The organism is Pseudomonas sp. Irchel s3b5, from assembly GCF_900187435.1.
Classification (GTDB): Bacteria; Pseudomonadota; Gammaproteobacteria; order Pseudomonadales; family Pseudomonadaceae; genus Aquipseudomonas.
This window is the reverse complement of record NZ_FYDY01000007.1, coordinates 227912-250706: the sequence shown is the minus strand read 5'-3', so window position 1 is coordinate 250706 and position 22795 is coordinate 227912. Positions and strand designations below refer to the sequence as shown.

17 protein-coding genes and 1 pseudogene are annotated in these 22795 nt (G+C 61.0%); 5 read left to right on the top strand and 13 right to left on the bottom strand.

All coding sequences use genetic code 11. The annotated features are described in order from the left end of the window. Window positions 1-161, bottom strand: a pseudogene (locus CKW15_RS11110) (IS256 family transposase); the annotation flags it as partial. A 452-nt stretch (window positions 162-613) separates the two neighbouring features. Here CKW15_RS11110 and CKW15_RS11105 point away from each other — a divergent pair. The 4 genes from CKW15_RS11105 to CKW15_RS11090 are packed head-to-tail and all read left to right on the top strand — an operon-like array spanning window position 614 to window position 5740. Next, the gene (locus tag CKW15_RS11105) at window positions 614-1090 is read left to right on the top strand and encodes a formate dehydrogenase subunit gamma (RefSeq protein WP_095061763.1); all 477 of its coding nucleotides are present in this window, start codon (window positions 614-616) and stop codon (window positions 1088-1090) included. Next, window positions 1090-2649 (top strand): NADH-quinone oxidoreductase subunit NuoF, encoded by a 1560-nt coding sequence (locus tag CKW15_RS11100; protein WP_095152111.1) that lies wholly within the window; start codon window positions 1090-1092, stop codon window positions 2647-2649. The genes CKW15_RS11105 and CKW15_RS11100 overlap by 1 nt, the downstream gene beginning before the upstream one ends. After that, the gene (gene fdhF, locus CKW15_RS11095; RefSeq protein ID WP_095152110.1) at window positions 2646-5522 is read left to right on the top strand and encodes a formate dehydrogenase subunit alpha; all 2877 of its coding nucleotides are present in this window, start codon (window positions 2646-2648) and stop codon (window positions 5520-5522) included. The genes CKW15_RS11100 and fdhF overlap by 4 nt, the downstream gene beginning before the upstream one ends. Further along, window positions 5519-5740, top strand: a complete 222-nt coding sequence (locus tag CKW15_RS11090) for a formate dehydrogenase subunit delta (RefSeq protein WP_095061760.1) — start codon at window positions 5519-5521, stop codon at window positions 5738-5740. The genes fdhF and CKW15_RS11090 overlap by 4 nt, the downstream gene beginning before the upstream one ends. Before the next feature lie 136 nt (window positions 5741-5876). On the opposite strand, the gene CKW15_RS11080 is transcribed toward CKW15_RS11090, so the two are convergent. The 8 genes from CKW15_RS11080 to CKW15_RS11045 form a co-directional block, all read right to left on the bottom strand. Further along, the gene (locus CKW15_RS11080) at window positions 5877-6221 is read right to left on the bottom strand and encodes a potassium channel family protein (RefSeq protein WP_095059782.1); all 345 of its coding nucleotides are present in this window, start codon (window positions 6219-6221) and stop codon (window positions 5877-5879) included. Window positions 6222-6522: 301 nt separating this feature from the next. Next, on the bottom strand, window positions 6523-8166 hold the full coding sequence (locus CKW15_RS11075; protein ID WP_095059783.1) for a fatty acid--CoA ligase: 1644 nt from the start codon (window positions 8164-8166) through the stop codon (window positions 6523-6525). Window positions 8167-8197: 31 nt separating this feature from the next. Continuing rightward, entirely contained in the window at window positions 8198-9976 is a 1779-nt protein-coding gene (locus tag CKW15_RS11070; protein ID WP_095152109.1) for an acyl-CoA dehydrogenase C-terminal domain-containing protein, read from the bottom strand. 6 nt (window positions 9977-9982) lie between these two features. Continuing rightward, on the bottom strand, window positions 9983-12517 hold the full coding sequence (locus tag CKW15_RS11065; RefSeq protein WP_095152108.1) for an RND family transporter: 2535 nt from the start codon (window positions 12515-12517) through the stop codon (window positions 9983-9985). Between the two features lie 16 nt (window positions 12518-12533). Beyond that, window positions 12534-13625, bottom strand: coding sequence for a YCF48-related protein (locus tag CKW15_RS11060; RefSeq protein ID WP_095059786.1), 1092 nt, complete (start codon window positions 13623-13625; stop codon window positions 12534-12536). 152 nt (window positions 13626-13777) lie between these two features. After that, window positions 13778-15136 (bottom strand): DUF1329 domain-containing protein, encoded by a 1359-nt coding sequence (locus tag CKW15_RS11055; protein WP_095059787.1) that lies wholly within the window; start codon window positions 15134-15136, stop codon window positions 13778-13780. Window positions 15137-15177: 41 nt separating this feature from the next. Then, window positions 15178-17181 carry a DUF1302 domain-containing protein gene (locus CKW15_RS11050; RefSeq protein WP_095059788.1) on the bottom strand — a complete coding sequence of 668 codons (2004 nt, stop codon included), beginning with the start codon at window positions 17179-17181 and terminating at the stop codon, window positions 15178-15180. Window positions 17182-17305: 124 nt separating this feature from the next. Next, the gene (locus tag CKW15_RS11045; protein ID WP_095059866.1) at window positions 17306-17881 is read right to left on the bottom strand and encodes an alpha/beta hydrolase; all 576 of its coding nucleotides are present in this window, start codon (window positions 17879-17881) and stop codon (window positions 17306-17308) included. A gap of 356 nt (window positions 17882-18237) precedes the next feature. Between CKW15_RS11045 and CKW15_RS11040 the strand changes: the two genes are divergently transcribed. Next, entirely contained in the window at window positions 18238-19275 is a 1038-nt protein-coding gene (locus tag CKW15_RS11040) for an AraC family transcriptional regulator (RefSeq protein ID WP_095152114.1), read from the top strand. Between the two features lie 135 nt (window positions 19276-19410). Here CKW15_RS11040 and CKW15_RS11035 read toward each other — a convergent pair whose 3' ends face one another. From CKW15_RS11035 to CKW15_RS11020, 4 genes are read right to left on the bottom strand one after another with little or no spacing between them, the layout of a single operon-like run. Next, a complete protein-coding gene (locus CKW15_RS11035; protein ID WP_095059789.1) occupies window positions 19411-20421 on the bottom strand; it encodes a YeiH family protein in 1011 nt (336 codons plus the stop codon). Beyond that, entirely contained in the window at window positions 20418-20744 is a 327-nt protein-coding gene (locus CKW15_RS11030) for a Rieske 2Fe-2S domain-containing protein (RefSeq protein WP_095059790.1), read from the bottom strand. The genes CKW15_RS11035 and CKW15_RS11030 overlap by 4 nt, the downstream gene beginning before the upstream one ends. After that, the gene (locus tag CKW15_RS11025) at window positions 20741-21403 is read right to left on the bottom strand and encodes a DsbA family oxidoreductase (RefSeq protein WP_095059791.1); all 663 of its coding nucleotides are present in this window, start codon (window positions 21401-21403) and stop codon (window positions 20741-20743) included. Before CKW15_RS11025 ends, CKW15_RS11030 begins: the two co-directional genes overlap by 4 nt. Then, the gene (locus CKW15_RS11020; RefSeq protein ID WP_095059792.1) at window positions 21400-22731 is read right to left on the bottom strand and encodes an MFS transporter; all 1332 of its coding nucleotides are present in this window, start codon (window positions 22729-22731) and stop codon (window positions 21400-21402) included. The genes CKW15_RS11025 and CKW15_RS11020 overlap by 4 nt, the downstream gene beginning before the upstream one ends. Between the last annotated feature and the right edge of the window lie 64 nt (window positions 22732-22795).

The following is a 22795-nucleotide window of genomic DNA, read 5'->3' as shown; positions in this document are numbered from 1 at the left end:
CCAAGCTCAGCACTGAGGGCTCGCTCGATCAAAGCCTTCTTGAACGCCGCAGAGGCGTCCTCAATGGCTTCAGCGGTCATCGGTCCATCGGTGAATTGCTCGAGCAGCTCTTTCGGGATTTTCGGTAACTCTCGCAACGCGGGTTTCTTTTTGGTTGGCATACATGCACCTCTTACTCATGTTATGCCCGAACACAAAATTTCTGACACCCCCGCGCAATGGATCAACGCATCTGCTCCGTAGAATTGCCCACGATTCTGATGCTTCTTGTCACCTGGAATGCTTGCTATACATCCCCCCTCGACACGCCCTCCGGGCATTAGGCCGGTGTGTGAACGCCCCACTCGGCACTCATCTAGACTTAATGGAGAGTCGTAGGCAGAACCAAACACGTCGCTTTGGTACAGGTCGATCAATAGCCGCGTGGCAAGCTGCCCTTTATGCCCAGTAGAGGTGTGGCGAAGACCGCATCGGGCACAACAAGATGCCCGCCAAGGGTGCCCTGGCCACCGGCCTGAAATCCACGATACCGTGACGTGGTGTGAATGCCGCAGCCGACACTTTCGGACAACCGACAACCGCCTGGTTTGTCCGTGACCGTGAGGATTGCTGAATGCCTGATGAGTTGTTGCACCTGCCTGTGGTCAACAGTCTGCTGGAGCGCCATAAGGGCACCCCGGGTGCGCTGTTGCCCATTCTTCATGATATTCAGGAGCGTATCGGTTACGTCCCCGATGCCGCCGTCCCCGAGATTGCCCATGCCCTGAATCTGAGCCAGGCCGAGGTGCGGGGGGTGATCAGTTTTTACCATGACTTTCGTACAGCGCCGCCCGCGCGGCATATCTTGCGGCTATGCCGGGCCGAGTCATGCCAGAGCCGTGGTGCCGAGCAGCTTGCCGCGCAGTTGCGCGAGCGTCTGCAACTGGATGATCACGGTAGCAGTGCCGATGGCAGTATCAGTTTGCGTCCTGTTTATTGCCTTGGCGCTTGTGCCTGTTCGCCGGCGCTGGAGCTGGATGGTCGGGTGCATGCGCGGCTGAGTGCCGAGCGGCTGGATGCGTTGCTCGATGCTTGCCGGGAGGACGCGTGATGCCGATTCTTTATCTGCCTTGTGATTCGTTGGCCCGTGCGGTGGGAGCCGATGAGGTGGCGGTGGCGCTGATCACGCTGGCTCAGGAACGCAATTTTCCGCTGGAGTTGCAGCGCACCAGTTCGCGTGGCTTGTATTGGCTGGAGCCGTTGCTGGAAGTGGACAGTCCGCAAGGTCGGATCGGCTTTGGGCCGCTGACGGCGGCTGATGTGCCGTCTGTGCTTGAGGCGCTGAAAGGCGATCCATCCGCTCATCCCCTGGCCTTGGGCCTGGTGGAAGAGTTGCCCTATCTGAAGACGCAACAACGCCTGCTGTTCGCCCGCGCCGGTATCACCCGACCGCTGTCGCTGGACGATTATCGAGCCCATGGCGGTTTTGAAGGTTTGACGAGGGCCGTCAGCATCGGCGGCGAGCAGACCGCGACGGCGGTATTCGATTCAGGCCTGCGTGGCCGTGGCGGCGCGGCCTTCCCCGCTGGGATCAAGTGGCGCACGGTGCGCGGTACTCAAGCTGCGCAGAAGTACATCGTATGCAACGCCGACGAAGGCGACTCCGGCACCTTTGCCGACCGCATGTTGATGGAAGGCGACCCTTTCCTGCTGATCGAAGGCATGGCGATTGCCGGCATTACCGTCGGCGCCACCTTCGGCTACATCTATGTGCGCTCGGAATATCCAGATGCCGTGGTCACGTTGCGCGCAGCGCTGAACATCGCTCGAACTGCCGGTTACCTGGGCGCCAATGTCGGCGGCAGCGGCTTGGCCTTCGATATGGAAGTGCGAGTCGGCGCCGGCGCTTACATCTGCGGTGAGGAAACCGCGTTGCTGGACTCCCTCGAAGGCAAGCGCGGGATCGTCCGCGCCAAGCCGCCAATTCCTGCCTTGAAGGGTCTGTTCGGCCTGCCGACACTGGTGCACAACGTGCTGACGTTGGCCTCGGTGCCGCTGATTCTGGCCAAGGGCGCGCAGTTCTATCGCGACTACGGCATGGGCCGTTCCTTGGGCACCATGCCCTTCCAGTTGGCGGGCAATGTGCGTCGCGGCGGGCTGGTGGAACGGGCCTTTGGCCTGACCCTGCGGGAGCTGGTGGAAGACTACGGCGGAGGCACCGCCAGTGGCCGGCCGCTGAAGGCTGCACAGGTGGGCGGCCCGCTCGGCGCCTGGGTTCCGCCTTCGCAATTCGATACGCCGCTGGATTACGAAGCCTTCGCCGCCATGGGCGCGATGCTCGGTCACGGGGGTGTGGTGGTGGCTGACGACAGCCTCGACATGGCTCACATGGCGCGCTTCGCCATGGAGTTCTGCGCCGAGGAATCCTGTGGCAAATGCACGCCGTGCCGCATCGGTTCGACCCGGGGCGTCGAGGTGATCGATCGCTTGCTGGCCGCGCCGGATCAGACCAGTCGCGATGCGCAGGTGATCATCCTCAAGGACCTGTGCGACACCCTGCAATACGGTTCGCTGTGCGCGTTGGGCGGCATGACGTCTTATCCCGTGGCCAGCGCCCTCAAGCACTTCCCCGCCGACTTCGGCTTGTTGCCCCCGGAGGCCGAACAATGATCACTCTCTTCGACCCGAATACAGACATTGACCTTGGTACTCCCGCCCGCGACAGCCAGGTGCAGGTCACCCTGAACATCGACGGTCGCAGCATCAGCGTGCCCGAAGGCACTTCGGTGATGCGCGCCGCTGCGCTGCTGGGCACCACCATCCCCAAACTCTGCGCCACCGACAGCCTGGAAGCCTTCGGCTCCTGCCGCATGTGCCTGGTGGAGATCGACGGCATGCGCGGCTATCCGGCGTCCTGCACCACGCCGGTCAGCGAAGGCATGAGCGTGCACACCCAGACGCCGAAGCTCGCGACGCTGCGGCGCAACGTCATGGAGCTGTACATTTCCGATCACCCGCTGGACTGCCTGACCTGCTCGGCCAACGGCAACTGCGAGCTGCAAACCGTGGCCGGTCAGGTCGGTTTGCGGGAGGTGCGCTACGGTTATGAAGGCGACAACCATCTGGCCGACGTGAAGGACACGTCCAACCCCTACTTCGACTACGACCCGAGCAAGTGCATCGTCTGCAACCGCTGCGTGCGCGCCTGTGAAGAAACCCAGGGCACCTTTGCCCTGACCATTACCGGGCGCGGTTTTGAATCCCGCGTGGCGGCTGCTGGTGGGGATAACTTCCTCGATTCGGAATGCGTGTCCTGCGGTGCCTGTGTGCAGGCCTGCCCGACTGCGACCCTGATGGAAAAAAGCGTGGTCGAACTGGGCCAGCCTGAACGCAGCGTGATCACCACCTGTGCCTATTGCGGCGTGGGTTGCTCGTTCCGTGCCGAGATGAAGGGCGACAAATTGGTGCGCATGGTTCCGGACAAGAACGGCCAGGCCAACCACGGCCACTCCTGCGTCAAAGGGCGCTTTGCCTGGGGCTATGCGACCCACCCGGATCGCATCACCAAGCCGATGATCCGCAAGCACATCAGCGACCCGTGGCAGGAAGTCAGCTGGGATGAAGCTGTGACCTACGCCGCCAGCGAATTCCGTCGGCTGCAGCAACAATATGGCCGTGATTCCATTGGTGGCATCACCTCCAGCCGCTGCACCAACGAAGAAACCTATCTGGTGCAAAAACTGGTGCGCGCCGCGTTCGGTAACAACAACGTCGACACCTGTGCGCGGGTTTGTCATTCACCGACCGGTTATGGCTTGAAGCAAACGCTGGGCGAGTCTGCCGGCACTCAGAGTTTTGATTCGGTGATGCAGGCCGACGTGATCCTGGTGATGGGCGCCAACCCCAGCGATGCGCACCCGGTGTTCGCCTCGCAGCTCAAACGCCGTTTGCGTGAAGGGGCGCGGCTGATTGTCATCGATCCGCGGCGCATTGATCTGGTGGACACGGTGCATGCCCGCGCGGAATTCCATCTGGCTCTGCGGCCGGGCACCAACGTCGCCATGCTCAATGCGTTGGCCCATGTGATCGTGAATGAAGGTTTGCTCAATCAGGACTTTATCGACGCTCGTTGTGAGGGCAGCGACTTCGCGATCTGGAGTGAATTTGTCAGCCGTGCGGAGAACTCGCCGGAAGTGCTGGGCCCGATCTGCGGTGTGCCCGCTGCGGACATCCGTGCCGCTGCACGTTTGTATGCCACTGGCGGCAATGCGGCGATCTACTACGGTTTGGGTGTGACCGAACACAGTCAAGGCAGCACCTCAGTGATGGGCATCGCTAACCTGGCCATGGCCACCGGCAACATCGGCCGCGAAGGCGTGGGCGTGAACCCGTTGCGGGGGCAGAACAACGTTCAGGGTTCCTGCGACATGGGCTCCTTCCCCCACGAGTTGCCCGGTTACCGGCACATCTCCAACGAGGTGGTACGGGCGCAGTTTGAACAGGCGTGGAACGTCACCCTGCAACCCGACCCGGGCCTGCGCATACCCAATATGTTCGAGTCGGCCCTGGCCGGTAGCTTCAAGGGTTTGTATTGCCAGGGCGAAGACATCGCCCAGAGCGACCCGAATACTCAACACGTCACCGCGGCCCTGTCGGCTATGGAATGCATCGTGGTGCAGGATATTTTCCTCAACGAAACCGCCAAGTTCGCCCATGTGTTCCTGCCGGGCTGCTCGTTCCTGGAAAAAGACGGCACCTTCACCAACGCTGAGCGACGCATCTCCCGGGTGCGCAAGGTCATGGACCCACTGGGTGGCAAGGCCGACTGGGAAGGCACGGTAGCTCTGGCCAATGCCCTCGGTTACCCGATGAACTACAAGCATCCATCAGAAATCATGGATGAAATCGCCAGCCTGACGCCCACCTTCACCAACGTCAGCTACGCCGAACTTGAGCGCCACGGCAGCCTGCAATGGCCGTGCAACGCGGCGGCACCGGACGGCACGCCGACCATGCACATCGAAGAGTTTGTACGCGGCAAGGGGCGCTTCATGCTCACCGGCTACGTGCCCACCGAGGAGAAGGTCAACGCTCGCTATCCGCTGCTGCTGACCACCGGGCGCATCCTCAGCCAGTACAACGTCGGCGCCCAGACCCGGCGCACCGAAAACGTCGCCTGGCATGACGAAGACCGCCTGGAAATCCACCCGACCGACGCCGAGAGCCGAGGCATCAACGAAGGTGACTGGGTCGGCATCGGCAGCCGTGCCGGGCAAACCGTATTGCGTGCGCGGATCACCGAACGGGTCGCGCCGGGCGTGGTGTACACCACCTTCCACTTCCCGGAATCGGGGGCCAACGTGATCACCACCGACAATTCGGACTGGGCGACTAACTGTCCGGAGTACAAGGTAACGGCCGTGGAGGTCAGCCGCGTGTATCACCCTTCGGAATGGCAGAAGCGCTTCCAGGCGTTCAGTGATGAACAGCACCGGTTGCTGAAGGATCGTCGGCACACCGAGAAAGCCGAGGTACGCAAATGAGTACCGACAACCTGATCAAGATGGCCAACCAGATCGCCCAGTACTTCGCCACCCAACCGGACCAGAAGCAGGCGGTGCTTAGTGTGCGCAATCATCTGCAGATGTACTGGGCGCCGAGCATGCGCAAGGAATTGCTGGCCTGGCAGACGGAACATCAGGGGGCGGATTTGCACCCGCTGGTGCAGGCGGCGGTGAATGGGGCAGGTTGGGAGGCTTAGCTGCTGACCAAACAAACTGTAGGAGCGAGCCTGCTCGCGATGGTCATCAACGATAACGCGCGAATCCTGGATAAGCGCGGTGTCCTTGAGACCTTCGCGAGCCTGCTCGCTCCTACAGGGGATTTGGGTTGGGACTCTACTCTTTATCCTTGCGCGACGCCGTCACCGTCACTTCAATCGCCCGGACGGCGATCGCCGCGAAGGTCGCGGTCATCAGTACGCCGTTGAAACCCAGCAGGATCGCCAAAAAGCGCGAGACACCCAGCTTGGGCACGAACTCTCCGTAGCCGATGGTCAGGCCCGTCACAAACGCGAAGTAGACACCTTCACCCGCGGTCCAGCCTTCCAGATGGGCGATGATGAGGCCACACGCGATGATCACCAGCAGCAGGATCGAGAAGATCGGCCATACCACTTTGAAGTAGAACCAGACGGCTTTGTAGAACTCTTGGCGGATGTTTGAGGCACGGGAGACGTTCATGGGGAGCTTCCTGGGGTTTGACTGACCGGCAATGGAGTGCGCGGTGGTTCAATACCCCGTTCAGCTTGGCACAAACGTTGAAAACTGCGACTTACGGGGCGAAGAACTATGACAAAGATGAGGCCCTGAACGCTATCCAGAAACCGCCTGACAGCGGTGAATTCCTGTAGGAGCGAGCGCGCTCGCGATGGTCGTTAACGAAAACGCGTGTTTTCTGGCTAAACGCGGCGCTCTCCAGTCCATCGTCGGAACGCCGCCCGGAGCAGGCTCGCTCCTACAGCAGCAGTGGCAGGTTTATCCCTCAGTTCGCTGCGTTTTCCCGAATCAGCTTCTTGTTGATCTTGCCGACGCTGGTCTTGGGGATTTCGGTCACGAATTTGAACTGCTTCGGGATCGCCCATTTGTTGATGCGCCCGCCGTCGACGAAGGCTTGCAGATGCACTTCCAGGATCTTGCGGTCCAGGTATTGCCCTGGCTCGCAGACGACCATGGCCATCGGGCGTTCGCCCCACTGTTCATCGACGATGCCCACCACCGCGACCGACATGACCGCCGGGTGTTCGCTAATCAGGCTTTCCAGTTCCAGGGAGCTGATCCACTCACCGCCGGTCTTGATCACGTCCTTGATGCGGTCCTTGATTTCCACGCCGCCCAGCGGGTCGATCGAGGCCATGTCACCGGTGTGCAGCCAGCCGTCGAGCCAGAGCTCAGCGCCTTTTTCCGGTTCTTTCAAATAGCCTTGGGTCAGCCAAGGTGCACGGACGACGATTTCACCGAGGGCTTCACCGTCGTGGGCGACATCTTTGCCATCGGCATCGATGATTTTCAAATCGACCATCGGCACCGGCGTCCCGGTCTTGATGCGCGTCGGCAGTTGGTCTTCGGCGGACAGTTGACGGTCGGCGTCGCGCAAGTAAGTCAGGCACAGCAACGGGCAGGTTTCCGACATGCCGTAACCGGCGTGTACCACCATGCCTTTGGCATTGGCTTCGGTGGCGATGCCCAGGGTCAGCGCACTGCCGCCGAGGAGCATTTTCCAGCCGTCGAAACGGGTCGCCTTGCCTTCTTCACAGTTGAGGATCATCTGCAAAATGGTCGGTACGCAGTGGGAGAAGGTCACCTTCTCTTCGCGGTACAGCTTGACCAGGCTGTTGGGTTCGTAGCGGCCGGGGTAGACCTGCTTGATGCCCATCAGCGTCGCGACATACGGCACGCCCCACGCATGCACGTGGAACATCGGCGTGATCGGCATGTACACGTCGTCAGAGCGCAACAGCGGCGCGCCTTGATAGACGCCCAGCGTGCCGACGGCATTGAGGGTGTGCAGGACCAGTTGGCGATGGCTGAAGTACACGCCTTTCGGGTCGCCGGTGGTGCCGGTGGTGTAGAACAGGGTTGCCACCGAGTTCTCGTCGAAGTCGGGGAAGTCGTACTGCTCCGAAGCCAGGGACAATACGTGCTCGTACTCGCCCAACACCGGCAGCGAGGTCTTGGTCGCCTCGTCATCGGTGAGTTGCAGGTAGCCTTTGACGGTTTCCAGGCGGCCGTGGATCTGCTCGACCAGTGGCAGGAAATCATCATGCACCAGCACCAGGTCATCCTCGGCGTGGTTCATGGTGAACAGCACTTGCTCCGGCGACAGGCGAATGTTCACCGTGTGCAGCACCGCGCCGATCATCGGCACGGCGAAGAAGCATTCCAGGTAGCGGTGGCTGTCCCAGTCGAGCAACGCCACGGTGTCGCCAGCCTTGACACCGGCGGCGGTCAGCGCATTGGCCAGGCGGCGAATACGCTTGTTGAGGGTCTCGTAGCTGTAGCGCAGCTTGTCGGCGTAGACGATTTCCCGGCCCGGCTCGTAGCGCACGCCGGACAGCAGCAATTGCTTGATCAGCAACGGATAGGCATAGGCGCCGTCAGCGGGCGGAATTATTTTTGTCGCCATCATGTATGTGATTCCCGATCCTTGTTATGTGGGCTCAGAACTGCTCGGCTTCCAGCAGGTAGAGGCATTCACTGCCAGCTTTGGCTGACGCGCTCAACGAGTGGATACGTGGCAGCAGTCGGGCAAAGTAGAACCGTGCGGTACCGAGTTTGCTGGCATAGAAATCGTCTTCGCCTTCTTTGCCCAGCGCGGCCTTGGCCATCAACGCCCACATGTAGGCGTAGGCGGTGTAGCCGAACACTTGCAGGTAATCGACCGAAGCCGCGCCGATTTCATTCGGGTTGTTGGGTGCGCGGTCGAGCAACCAGGCGGTCAGTTCGTCGAGGGTGTCGACGGCGGCGTTCAGCGGCTGGGTGAACTCGGCAAGGTCAGCGCCAGCGTTGGCGGTGAAATCGCGAATTTCCGAAGCGAACAGGCGATAGAGCGAACCGCCGCTGCCGACGATCTTGCGCCCGGCCAGGTCCAGGGACTGGATGCCGTTGGTGCCTTCGTAGATCTGGGTGATGCGCACATCACGCACCAGTTGCTCCTGGCCCCACTCGCGGATATAGCCGTGGCCGCCGAAGATCTGTTGGCCATGAATGGTAGTTTCCAGGCCCATGTCGGTGAGGAATGCCTTGGCCACTGGGGTCAGCAGCGACACCAGTTCCTGTGCGCGGGTCCGGGCCGCCGGGTCTTCGCTGAACTTGGAGATGTCCAGTTGCAGGGCCACGTAGCTGGAGAATGCACGGCCGCCTTCGTTCAAGGCTTTCATGGTCAGCAGCATGCGGCGCACGTCCGGGTGCACGATGATCGGGTCGGCCGCTTTGTCCTTGTGCTGCGCGCCGGTCGGTGCGCGGCTTTGCAGGCGGTCACGGGCGTACAACAGCGCGTTCTGGTACGAACGCTCACCCTGCGCCAGGCCTTGGATACCAACGCCCAGACGCTCGTAGTTCATCATGGTGAACATCGCCGCCAGGCCTTTGTTCGGTGCGTCGACGATCCAGCCGGTCGCGCCGTCAAAGTTCATCACGCAGGTCGCGGACGCCTTGATGCCCATCTTGTGTTCGATGGAACCGCAGGACAGCAAATTGTTTTCACCCAGCGAGCCGTCGGCATTGACCAGCACTTTCGGCACCAGGAACAGCGAGATGCCTTTCGGCCCCGCGGGTGCATCGGGCAGGCGAGCCAGTACCAGATGGATGATGTTTTCGGTGAGGTCGTGTTCGCCGCCGGTGATGAAGATCTTGCTGCCGCTGATGGCGTAGCTACCGTCGGCCTGAGGTTCGGCCTTGGTGCGAATCATGCCCAGGTCGGTGCCGGCATGGGCTTCGGTCAGGCACATCGAACCGGTCCAGGTGCCGGCGTACATGTTCGGCAAATAGGTGGCTTTCAGTTCTTCGCTGGCGTGAGCGTTGATCGACAGGCAGGCGCCGGCGGTCAGCATCGGGTACAGACCGAACGACAGGCTGGCCGAGTTGACCATCTCTTCGACCTGCGCCGAAATGGCCTTGGGCATGCCCATGCCACCGAACTGCGGATCACCGCCGACACCGACCCAACCGCCTTCGGCGAAGGCCTGGTAAGCCGCGATGAAACCGTCCGGCGCGGTGACTGCGCCTTCGCTCCAGGTGCAGCCCTGCTCGTCGCTGGCGCGGTTGAGCGGCGCGATGACGCCGGCGCTGATCTTGCCGGCCTCTTCTAGGATCGCGGCGGCGGTGTCTTCATCGATCACGTCGGCCAGGCCAGGCAAATTGGCCCACAGCCGGGACACCTCAAAAACCTCGTTGAGGACGAAGCGCATGTCGCGCAAAGGAGCTTTGTAATCAGACATCTTGGCTTACTCGGGAATAGTCAGGGCATTGGGTATGCCGGGACGTTGAGTGGTTTCGGTGTTGTCGGTGGACGCTTCGTCGCCGTCGGTAGCGTCACTGCGCTCCAGCACCGGCGTACGCAACAGGAAGTACGACAGCGCAGGAATGAGGATCAGCGCGCCGAGCATGTTCCACAGGAACATGAAGGTCAGCAGGATGCCCATGTCGGCCTGGAACTTGATCGGCGACCAGACCCAGCACACCACGCCTGCCGCCAGGGTGATGCCCACCAGCCCGACCACGCGGCCGGTGAACGACACGGCATTGCGGTAGGCCTCGGACAGCGGCATGCCCTGTCGCTGGAAGTGCAACTGCACACTGAGCAGGTACAAGGCGTAGTCCACGCCAATCCCCACCCCGAGCGCGATCACCGGCAGGGTCGCGACTTTCACGCCGATGCCCATGGCCACCATCAAGGCTTCGCAGAGGATCGAGGTCAGCACCAGCGGCAACAGGGCCACCAGCGTCGCGCGCCAGCTGCGGAAGGTGATCAGGCAGAACAACGTTACCGCGGCATACACGTACAGCAGCATGGTGTGGTTGGCTTCACGCACCACGATATTGGTCGCCGCCTCGATCCCGGCGCTGCCGGCAGCGAGCAGGAACTGGCGATCTTCGGTGCTGTTTTCCTTGGCGAACTTGTCGGCAATCGCGACCACGGCATCGAGGGTTTCAGCCTTGTGATCCTTGAGGAAGGCGATCACCGGCATCAGCGAACAATCGGTGTTGAACAGCTCCGGGGAGTTGACCGAGGCTTGTTGCGCGGCGTAGTTGAGCACGTCCTGGTTGCGCTGGACGCTGTTGAGCTTGGGGTTGCCTTCATAAGTGCCGGCGGTGATCTGTCGCACCGCGTTGACCAGCGAAGACGTCGCCTGCACGCCCGGATACTGTTGCAGCTCCCAGGCCAGGCGATCAGCGAGCACCAGGGTCTTGTAGTTCAGGCAGCCTTCCGGCGCGGTTTTGATCATCACCGCGAACAGGTCGCTGGACAGCGCGTAATGCTGAGTGATGTAGGCGTTGTCGCGGTTGTAGCGCGAGTCGGCGCGCAACTCCGGCGCCCCGCTTTCCAGGTCGCCGATCTTCAGGTCCAGGCTGACCACGAAACCGCCAATGCCCATCAACACTGCAACCAGAACAGCGCCGGTGGCCCACTTGGCCGTGGTGAAGCGATCGAGCGCGTCCCACAGTCTGCCAAAGCCTTTGTGCTTCTCGGCGCGGTTGTCGATTTTCAGCGCACGCTCGGCGGCTTTCGCGCCAACGCCCACATAGGACAGTGCAACCGGCATCAACAACAGCGAGGTGAAGATCAGTACCGCAACGCCGATGCTGGCGGTGATTGCCAGGTCCTGGATCACCGGAATGTCGATCAGCATCAGCACGGCGAAGCCCACGGCGTCGGCCAGCAGCGCGGTGACACCGGCGATGAACAGACGACGGAAGGTGTAACGCGCAGCGATCAGTTTGTGGGTGCCACGGGCGATGTCCTGCATGATGCCGTTCATCTTCTGCGCGGCATGGGACACGCCGATGGCGAAGATCAGGAACGGCACCAGCACCGAATACGGGTCGATGGCGTAGCCGAGCCAGGCGACGATGCCCAGTTGCCAGACCACCGCGATCAGCGAGCAGCCGACCACCAGCAGGGTGCTGCGTACGCAACGGGTGTAGGCATAAATGATGATCAGCGAAGTGACCACGGCCAGGCCGAAGAACATCATCACCTGGATCAGGCCGTCGATCAGGTCGCCCATCAGTTTGGCGAAGCCGATCACCCGGACCTTGTAATGACCGGTGCCTTCGACACCGGATTTACGCGCAGCGCTGTCGCCGCCGTATTCGATCTTGTCGCGCAACTGCTCTTCGAGCATCTGCGAGAATTCGTGGTAGTTGATGCGTTGGCCACCGGCGGCGGCTTTGTCCATCAGCGGCACGATCAGCATGGTCGACTTGAAGTCGCTGGCCACCAGGCTGCCGACGATGCCGGCGCGGGAAATGTTCTGACGCAGTTGTTCGATCTGCTCAGGCTGCCCCGAATAGGTGTCGGGCATCACCGGGCCACCCTGGAAACCGTCCTCGGTGACTTCGGTCCAGCGCACGGCCGGGCTCCACAGCGACTTCATCCACGCACGTTCGACACCTTCGGTGAGGAATAGCTGGTCGTTGACCTGCTTGAGCACGTCGAGGTATTCGGGGTCGAAAATATCGCCCTTGGTGTTCTCGACCACCACGCGCACCGAGTTGCCCAAGCCGCGCAGTGACGCGCGGTTTTCCAGGAAGTTCTGGATATAGGGTTGGCTCTGCGGAATCATTTTTTCAAAGCTTGGGCGCAACTCCAGGCGAGTCACGGCCATGAAGCCCAGCACCACGGTCGCCAGCGCCATCAGCAGCATGAACAGCGGGCGGTAGTTGAACACCAGCCGTTCGAGGAGGTTGCCCGATTGCTGATCGAAATCACGCAGATCGCGGATCACCGGCATGGCGTCTTGTTTGATATTGCCCATGTCTGGGTTCTCGCTCTTAGGGTTCGAGGGCTGGATCGACGGCAAGCGTCTGGGCGCCACGGCTGCCCGCCACCACCAATACGCCATCGGCGGACTGGGTGGCACCGGCAACCGGTGTGCGCGCAGGTTGCTGTTTGAGGCGCAATTGCGCACCAGTCCCTTGGCTGACCAACATCTGCCCGCCCTGAGTGAACAGGCGGTAATTGCCATGATCATCGATCAGTCCGGCGGTGATGCTGACGTGCAGGCCGCTGTCCAGCGCGGTCCAGTTCTGGCCGCCATCGGTGCTGCGCAGGATGTTGCCGCGCAGGCCATACACCAGCACTTCGCCGGGCTTGCCGATCACACCGAAGAAGCTGCCCTGATAAGGCGTCGGTACGGCGGCAAAACGTTGGGCGCTTTCATCCCACTTGAGCAGCAAGCCTTGCTCGCCCGCGATGTACACACTGTCACCAGTGGAAGCGATGGCGTTGAGGTGGAAACCCTGGGGGTTGTCGGTACGGTCCTGATACGGCGTCCAGGTCTGACCACCGTCGTCGGTGCGCAGGATCAGGTTGAACACGCCGACTACATAGCCGGTTTTTTCGTTGGCGAACCAGACGTCGAGCAGCGGTTTGTCCGCGCCCTGATCGACTAGTCGTTGGCCTTCCATGGCCAACTGGGGCCATTGCTCATTGCCCGGTTCGGCGCTGGCGAGCGCCGTGTAATGCTTGACCAGCAAGGCGCCGATCTGGCGGCCGTCGAGCTGTTTTTGCCAAGTCGCACCGGCGTCGCTGCTGTGCAGCACCACGCCGTCATTACCCACCGCCCAACCTTGGGTGGCAGTCGGAAAATTCACCGCAGTGAGGTCAGCGCTGGCCGGCACGACGGCCTGTTGCCAGTGCTTTGCGGAATCATCGGAAAACAGAATATGGCCACGCTGGCCAACGGTAATCACGCGCTCACCGGCACGGGTCATGCCGGACAACGGGCTCTTGATGGCCAAGGCACTCACCTTGGCGGGCAGGTCCAGCACGTCGACATAATCGGCCGCCTGGGTGACGCCCTGCGACAGGCAGAGCACAACGCCAAGCGCCAGTTGCAACCTATTATTTTTATACGAACACATACTGCGTCCTCTTCGGAAAACCGCGCCGGGGCACACACAGGTGTGCCTGACGTTAAAACCTGGCGTTCGTAGCGATCGGCGCGAACCGACCGCCGACGGTCTCACCGCCTTGTGGGCGGTGGACCGAACGGGCGCATTTTTTTGCGATTGGCTTAGCGAATGCCGGCGCCGGCCAGGGATTCCGAGGACCACTGGGCCTTGGAGAGCGGCTCGATGTACTTGATGCCGCCGTAAGGGCCGACTACACCGTTGATGTTGTAGGAACCGCCTACCAGGTCATAGATCATGAACGGGGTGGAGTCCGGAACCTGCTTGTCATAGCTCTGGCTGAGGAAGGCGAAGGAACCGCGATAGAGCTGACCACGAGCGTCATATTGATCCGAGGCCAAAGCGGTCCAGCTGTCTTCGTCGAGGTAGAAGCGACGCTTCTGGTAGATGTGACGTGCACCGGCCTTGAGGTTGCCTTCCACGACCCATACACGGTGTTTTTCCCAGCGTACGAAGTCAGGTGACAGGTGATTGGCGGTGGTCAGCGACTTCGGATCCTGCACGTAGGTCAGCTTGTAGGTGTTGTAAGGCACGATCATTTCTTGCTTGCCGACCAGTTTCCAGTCGTAGCGATCCAGTGCACCGTTGAACACGAACACGTCATCGTAGGTGCCCGCACCGGCGGTACCTGGGTTAGGCGTGTCGTAAGCCAGGCTCGGCGCCAGTTTCACTCGACGCTGCCCCGGCAAGTACTGCCAGGCGCGACGCGGTTGCTGCAACGGGTTGGCGGCGTCCTTGAGCATGATCGCCTCACCGGCACGGCGCGCAGGACCGGTGTACGCCAGCTTCATCTGGTAGTACACGTCGGCGCTGCTGATCGGCTGCGAGAGGTTTTCATAGATCGGGTAGGAGATGTTCGCTTGCCCGGTGGTCGCCAGGGTCGGAACACCTGCGGAGTCGACGTTCCATGAGTCGTACTTGGAGCTGATGCTCACACCCTGATAACGCAACAGGAAGTTCCACATCGCTTCGTTACCCGTCTGCGGAATCGGGAACGGAATGCCCGGCAGAACGTTGTCGATGGCCAGGCCACCTTCCAGCGACTTGGCACCGACGGCGTTTTTCACGCCGTTGTCCAGAATCGCCTGAGGCAGCGACACGGTGCGGTGCGTCGGGAACACGTCGACACGGAACGTCGGGAAACGCTTGGCCAGTTCTACCGTGGTCGCTGTGAGCAAGCCCTTGTACTGATCGACGTTCTTGCCGTCGATCACCAGCACAGGTTTTTCACTGGCAAACGGATCCGGACGCATGCTGTCACCGGTCTTGAAGCTGGCCGGTGGAGTGGTCAAGCCACCGTTGTAGGCAGGAATGGAACCATCAGCGTTCCCGGCTTTTTCAGCCCCTACCTGGGTCAGGCTAGCGCCAAGCTTGGCAGCTTCCTGAGGTGAAACAGCAGCCTGTGCCTGAGCGGCGAAGACCATGGCCAGCGAAGCGGCCAACACGGTTTTTACAAATTTCATGTTGTTATTCTCCTGCTTGCGTTAAGCAAATCAGTGGTGAATCAGAATGTAGTTTTCATCGTCAGGTACACCGCGCCACGATCCTCAGTCGTAGCACCACCACCGGAGAAGGCTGAGTAGCCACCGGCGTAGCAGGCGTAGTTTTCGTTGCCGCTAAAGGCGTTCGGGGTAGAGCCGTCACCACCGGTTGGGCCGGTACTCACACCACTTTTTTCGCACTTGTCGGTCTGGCCGAAGGAGTCCACGTACTTCAGGTCGACAAAGTATTTGTTGTACACAACGGCACCCACGCCGAGGGCATAGGTACCGGTGTCTTTGGCACCGCCACCGGTGACCGGGGACACGCCATCGAGACCGACGTTGACGGACATCGGTGCGTTGAAGTCAACACCCGGGAACACCTGGTACCAGGTTGGGGTGAAGTTGACCGCAAGACCCCAGTTGTCACGGGTCGGTGCGTCAATGCCGCGATAGCTGGACTTGCCCTTGTAGAGCGCCTCGTTTTCGCTATCGAGCTTGAGCAGGTTGCTGTAGTACAGCTCGGCCAGCACAGTCGCCTGGTCGAACATCGGGGTTTTCGGGAAGGTCATCAGACCGTTGAGCGTCCAGTGCAAGGTGTCGCCGGTGGCGCTCATGCTGTCGCCACGGCTCGGGGCGTCATAGACCACACCGGTGGCGTCCGTACGTGCAGGCAATAGACCGAGGCCTTTACCCAGACCCAGCGGGCTGGTGGTGCTGACGATCGCCGGAATACTGGCCAACGGCATGTTGTGGCGAACGTTCAGGTCCGAACCCACGCTCACCCCGCCCACGTCCTTGGACAAGCTCAGGCCGGCAATCTTGATGTTGTCGGCATAGGCCAGTTGGTAGGAGGCGGTGCTCAGGGAGTTAAGGGTGTTGACCACTGCAGGCACTTGCCCGGCCGGACGGGTGCCGTTCGGGTTGGCCGAGGTCAGACCTCGGGCATCCAGATAGGCTTGCGGCAGGATTTCCGACGTTTCGCGGTAGTAAACGCCGAGGGTGCCATCCAGCCAGGTCGGCGACCATTTGGCCATGATGCCCCAGTCGCCGCTGTCATGCGGCGTCAGGTCCTTACCGCGACGCACGTTGGTCAAACCGTTGCATGGCGCCAGGCCACAACCCAGCGGGCTGCCCTGAACCCTGCCGTTGGTGTTGCCCAACAGGAACGATTGCGCACCAAAGCCGACCAGATCGGAACCACCGTAATAAGTGCCGGCTTCCGGCAGACGCGCAGCATCCCAATTCAGGAAGTACTGGGCACCCACGGTCAATTCCGGATTGACGGTGAACGACATCGACAGCTGGTTACGCGGTACAAACAGTTCTTTGGCTTCGGTACCCGGCGACGCGGCCAGTTTGGCCAGGTCGAGCCCGGACTGACCGTAGCTCATCGAATGCACAGGGTTGAGAATGGTCTCGCCCCAGAACACGTTGTGCTGGCCGGCCTTGGCGCTGAACATCGACTCTTCGCCAACTTCAGTGCTGTAGAACACGAAGGCGTCGAGGATTTCACCGGAAGGACCGGTGTAGTAACGCGAGGCATAGTTGCTCAGGTGCGAGCTGCCATTGCCGACGTTGTCATTGACGACCCCGGCCAGGCGAGGATCGTTGGCGACCAGGCCCGAACGTGCATCGTTGCCGTTGACGAACGGGTTGGAATTGGAGCCGACGTTCTCATAGGCCTTGTCGTACCAGCTGGCGGCGCTGACGCGAAAGCCCATGGCGTTTTTGAAGACCACATCCATCTCGGTCAGCAAGTCGACGCGATTGGTGATGTTGGTCCCGGCCTTGCGGAAGTTGTAGTCGCCGTCGTTGTTGTTCGGCGTTGCCAACATGCGCTTGTCGGCGCTTTCAGTGCGAACACCGTAGTTGTACTTGATGGTGTTATCCACGCGTACGTTCCAGTCCGCGTTGCCCGTATCGATCTCGACCGCATGGGCCGCCGGCACGGTTGCCGCGAGAATGGCCGAAGCCAGCAAGGTATAGCGTGGAGTGGTGAAGCCGTAACTCTTATTGTTGTGCATTGCGTTGTCTCCGCCTTTTTGTCTTTGTTTTAAGCGCAGCCGCCCTCGCGCATTCCTCTGCGGGTTTGCGTTTCCAGGAGTGAGGGCAAATGCCGGTTAGCGTATTGCCAGACCGGTTCCTGTTTTAGCTGTCCAACTTGTCTAGCTGCAGGATGAGTGCCTCGGCTTGCTGCCAATGGCCAAATCCTGCGGCCGGATTCAGGTGCCCGACATCGCCCAGATTGAGCAATTCGGAGCCCCAGCCTTCCGCCATTCGGGTGACGGCAGAAAGACTGGCAAGGTGATCATTGGTGCTACCGGCCACGATGCTCGGGAACGGCAGCGGACCTTCAGGAAGAGGATTCCAGCCCTGACTGCGCAGGGTCTCGGAAGATGGGTAGTTTGACGGCCAGACGGCATCGAGATCCGGTGGCGCGGCCAGCAAGGCGCCTTTGATCGGACGGCTGTAATGCTTCGCCCAATGCGCGACCATCAGTACGCCGGCGCTGTGGGCGACCAGAATCACCGGCCCGTCGATCTGCTCCAGCTCGTGCTGGATCGCCCGCACACGGGCCATGCAATCGAGTTTGTCGGTTTCCAGTGGCGGAACACTGCGCACTTTGCTCAGCCTGGCTTCAAGCAACGTCTGCCAATGTTCGGCAACGTGGTCACGCAGACCCGGGACGATCAGAACGGTAGCGCCAGTTTGCAGTTTGTCCACGTCAACACCTTCGTTTTTTCGGTGACTCGACTGGCTGTTTTCGCCAGAGTCTTTTTGTTGTGTCGACATTAAAGAGCGCCCAGCCAAGGCGCTTTACATTGGACGTCATGCACTTTTCTTTTGATGACAAATTGTCAGACATTGGGACAAGATAACCACTGGTCGAAAATCCCCGCAGGTTGGCGCAGGATCACTGTAATCAACGGATGGATCCAAATGACAACTCACAGCGTAGATGATTCGCGACACGGCAACAGGTAAACCACACACAATATGACAACTGTTCAACCGCCTATGCGCTGGATATAGTCGCCACGCTCATGCCAATCGCCATCGGCACCAGGGAAGACTTTCGCATGTCAAAGCTTGTTCGCGCCGCCGTACTGACCAACTACCTTGAGGTCACCCAATACCTGGGATTCAACCCGCGCGACGTGCTGGCGGCTGTCGGCCTGAGCAGGTCGCAACTGCAGGCCCCCGAACACCGCATCCACATCGATGCCGCCGTGCGCCTGCTGGAAGAATCGGCGACCGCCAGCGGTTGTAATACGTTCGGCCTGAGCATGGCCGAATCGCGCCAGCTCTCGGATTTCGGCGTGGTCAGCTTGCTGCTCAGCCACCAGCGGACCCTGCGCGATGCCTTGCACGTGGTGAAGCAATACCGGCACTTGATGAACGATTCGCTGGCCATTTTCATTGAAGAGGCCGGCAAGATGGTGATCATTCGCGAAGAGGTGGTCACCGATTCGCCGATGCCCAGCCGCCAGGCCACGGAGCTGGCCATCGGCGTGTTGTTCCGCCTGTGCTCCGCCCTGCTCGGCTCGCACTGGCACCCCTACAGCGTCAACTTCATGCACCAGCCCCCCGACAACCTGCAACTGCATCGGCGCCTGTTCGGGTGCACCCTGGAGTTCGGTAGCGAGTTCAACGGCATCGTCTGTTCCGACGCCAGCCTCGACATAACCAACCCCAATGCCGACCCGACAATGGCCCGCTACGCCCAGAGCTACCTCGACACGCTGCAAGGCAACGAAAACACCTCGATGCTGTTCGAAGTGCGCAAAGCCATCTACCTGCTGCTGCCCATGGGACGCGCCACCATCGAACAGGTCGCCCAAAGCCAGGGCATGAACGTGCGGACCCTGCAACGTCGCCTCAAGGACGACGGCTGCGCCTTCAACGACGTGATCAACGATGTACGTCGCGACCTTGTGCTGCGTTATCTGGACAACCCGGCCTACTCGCTCAGCCGCATCGCCGACATGCTTGGGTATTCCATGGCGAGTTCGTTTACGCGGTGGTTCATCAGCCAGTTCGGCATGCCGCCGGCGGCGTGGCGCAATTCGCAAAAACTGGCGGGCGGAAAATCCCCAAGCGACGCCAAAGACACCTGATCGCCAGGCAAAAAAAAACGGCGACTGCTGGTACAGTCGCCGTGAAAGACCGGTGTTTGTGACACCGGACTGGAGCCCCACAGCATGAGGAGTCGACGCCGTAGGACCCTGCCATAACACATTTGAATCGCTTGCTTAGAGTCCCCAGCGCAACAGCAACAGCACCAGCACAACCAGGAACACCGTCTCTCCCACCATCAGCAGGATCGGCTTGATACCGACGGCGGCGAGCTCTTTGAGCCGGGTTTTCATGCCCAGGGCACTGATGGAAATCACCAGGCACCAGCGCGACAATTCGTTGACCGAACCCTGCACCGCCGGGGCGATCCAGCCGGTGCTGTTGATGCACGCCAGAATCAGGAAGCCGACGGCAAACCACGGCAGCAGCGGCGGACGCTTACCGCTCGTGTCCGCGCCTTGCATGCGGGTGATCATGGCGGCGGTGACGATCACCGGCAGCAGCATGGCAACACGCATCAGCTTGACCACGGTGGCGGTGTCGCCGGTCTCGGTGGACATGCTGTAACCGGCGCCGACCACCTGGGCCACGTCGTGGATCGTGGCGCCGAGGAACACGCCCGCGACCTGCGGCGACAACTCAAGCCAGTTGGCGATCATCGGGTAGACGATCATCGCCATGGTCGACAATGCCGACACGCCAATCACCGTGAACAGCGTGGCGCGCTCTTTCTGCGGATGGTTCGGCAGCGCCGCTGCCAGTGCCAGGGCCGCCGAGGCGCCACAGATGGCCGTCGCGCCACCGGTGAGCATACCGAACAGGCGCTGGAAGCCCAGGGCCTTGGCGGCGATCACAGACACGCTGATGGTCACTACCACCAGGATCACCACCAGTGCAATCGGCTTCCAACCCAGCGCCGCCATCTGTTCCAGGGTAATGCGCATGCCCAGCAACGCTACGCCGATGCGCAGCACCGTGCGGGCGGTGAACTCGACACCGGCCTTGCAGGGGCCGTCATCGGCCAGAAAATTCAGGGCCATGCCCAGCAACAAGGCAAACAGCATGACCGGCGCACCGTAGTGCTCGGACAAGAACGACGCCGCGGCCGCGACAATCAGACTGACGATAAACCCCGGGGCCAATTCGCGGGTGCGGCTTTGGATGCGGGAGAGAGCTAAAGCGCTCATGGCGCGGACTCCTCGGTAGCGATGACGATAAACGCCTGGCCGTCGATGATCTCGACCGGGTAGTTATTGATTTTGACCTGCTTGGAATTGAGCAGGTAACCGCTGTGCAAATCGAAGCGCAGCCCATGGGCCAGGCATTGAATCACCCGCCCCTCAAGGCGCCCGCCGCAGAGCGAAGAGCCCTGATGCGGACAGCTGTCGTCGATGGCATACAACTGCCCGTCGACATTGAACAGCGCCAGACTCTTGTCTTCGAATTCGAACAGCGCCCGACCGCCGGCCTGCGGGTGCTTGCCGGCAGGTACGGGAATGCGCCGGGTCATGCCGTCTGCCGCTCACGGTCACTTTCTTTCAGCGCTTCGCTCATGGCCGCGAGCAATGACTCGGCAGGTTGCGCGCCCACCACCGTCATCCGGCGGTCGAACTGGAAGCTTGGCACGCCGCTGCTTGCGCCGGGCGCTCCTTCAAATGGCGTGGCGTCGCCCAGCAAGGCGTCGGCTACGTCGTTTACGTCAATGCCGCAATCGCGGGCAATGGCGAGCAACGTCTCACCGCAACCCAAATCTTCGCCTTTCTTGAAATACGCGGCGAACAACCGTTCAAGCAACATCTCACGCTGGGCAACGTTGCCCAGCGTGCTGGCACGCTCGAACAAACGATGGGCGTCAGCGGTGTTGGGCATCGTCGCGATGCGGCTCAGGTCAATCGACAACCCGACCGTCGCAGCGGCCTGCTGTACCTGGGCCTGACGCATCGCCACCGCATCGGCATTGCCCAGACGCTTGCGATAGAAGTCGGCAAAGGGTTCACCTTGAACCGGCAACTGAGGCAGCAACTGCACGCCATGCCATACCGTGGTGATCTGCACATCCGGATGGCGACTGCGGAACTGGACCTGTGCATGCTCCAGCTGGCGCTTTCCGATCAGGCACCAGGGGCAAATAAAATCGAAAAACACATCAATACGTAAACGACGACTCACAACTTCACCTCTAATCCGGCTTCATTGACGGGGTCAGACACGCTCTGACCCTGAAGACGGGCAATATCTTTGTGGTAGTGACACTTGGCATAAAAGAACACCGCTGCGGCCGCAAGGCTGACCAGTGGCACCAATTGGAACGCGGCATGCAAACCGATGAGGTCCGATACCTTGCCCGTGATGTACGGCCCCGGCGCCAGGCCCAGCATGTTGTTGGCCAGGGTCAGCGTAGCGAACGCCGTGCCGTGGACCGAGTAATGCGTCAGGTTGGCAACCATGGCGCCGCAAGGGCCGGTGGTGCCCGTGGCAATCAACATGCCCAGGCAGATCAGCACCAGTTGTAAAGGCCCGGCCGGCAGCGCGAACGCGGCCGATAAAAGCAGACAACTGCCCAGGCAAAAAAAGATGGCCAGGCTGACCTTGCGATCAGGCGAATTCCGGCACAGACGGTCACTGAGGATGCCGCACAGGATCATCCCTGCACCGCTGCACAGCACGATGATTGCGGCCATGCCGCCAGCCTTGTCGGTGGGCATGTCGTAGTAGCGGTTCATGTAGCTGGGAATCCACACCATCACGGTGCCGCCAACGAACAACTGCAAGCCACTGGCGATGTAGGTCGACACCACCGAACGGCTGGACCACAGCGTACGCAGCGGACGCTTGACCGCCGCTGCGGTTTTGTTCGCAACCTGGGCAGCACGTTGTGGCGCAATACGCGCTTCCTTGACGATGAGCGGGTACAGCACCGCCAGAAACAGACCAAACAGCGACATACCGGCGAACGACCAGCGCCAGCCCAGCTTGGCGGCAATTGCACCGCCCAGCGCCATGCCCAGCACCGAGCCGAACATCCCGCCCGCCATAAAGGCACTGGCCAGGGTTGCCCGCATCTCTTTAGGGAACACCGAGATCACGACGGCGATGCCCACGCTGCCGTAGGCGGCTTCGCCGACGCCGACCATGAACCGCGCAATGAACATCTGTTGATAATCTTGTGCCAGCGCACAGCCAAGTGTGGCCACGCTCCACAGGAACGCCATCAGCGCCAGGCTTTTGACCCGGCCGAAACGGTCTGCCAGCAACGACAGGGGAAACGTCAGCAGGCCCACCATCAGGGCAACGATGCCACTGAGCAAACCGAGCTGTCCGTCGCTCAACGACCACTCACTTTTGAGCAGCGGGAACACCGCGTTCAGTACCTGACGCGACATGTAATCTGAAATCAACAAGCCGAATGTCAATGCAAAGACGATCCAGGCATATTGGCGCGCAACGCCGACTCCACCGGAGTCGTCATCGCCAGCGGCGATTGGGTGAAAGGCCATTCAGCCTCCTCAAGAGCTTTGTTTTATTTTTGTTATCAAGCATGCAGCGGTCGGGTAGACGAGT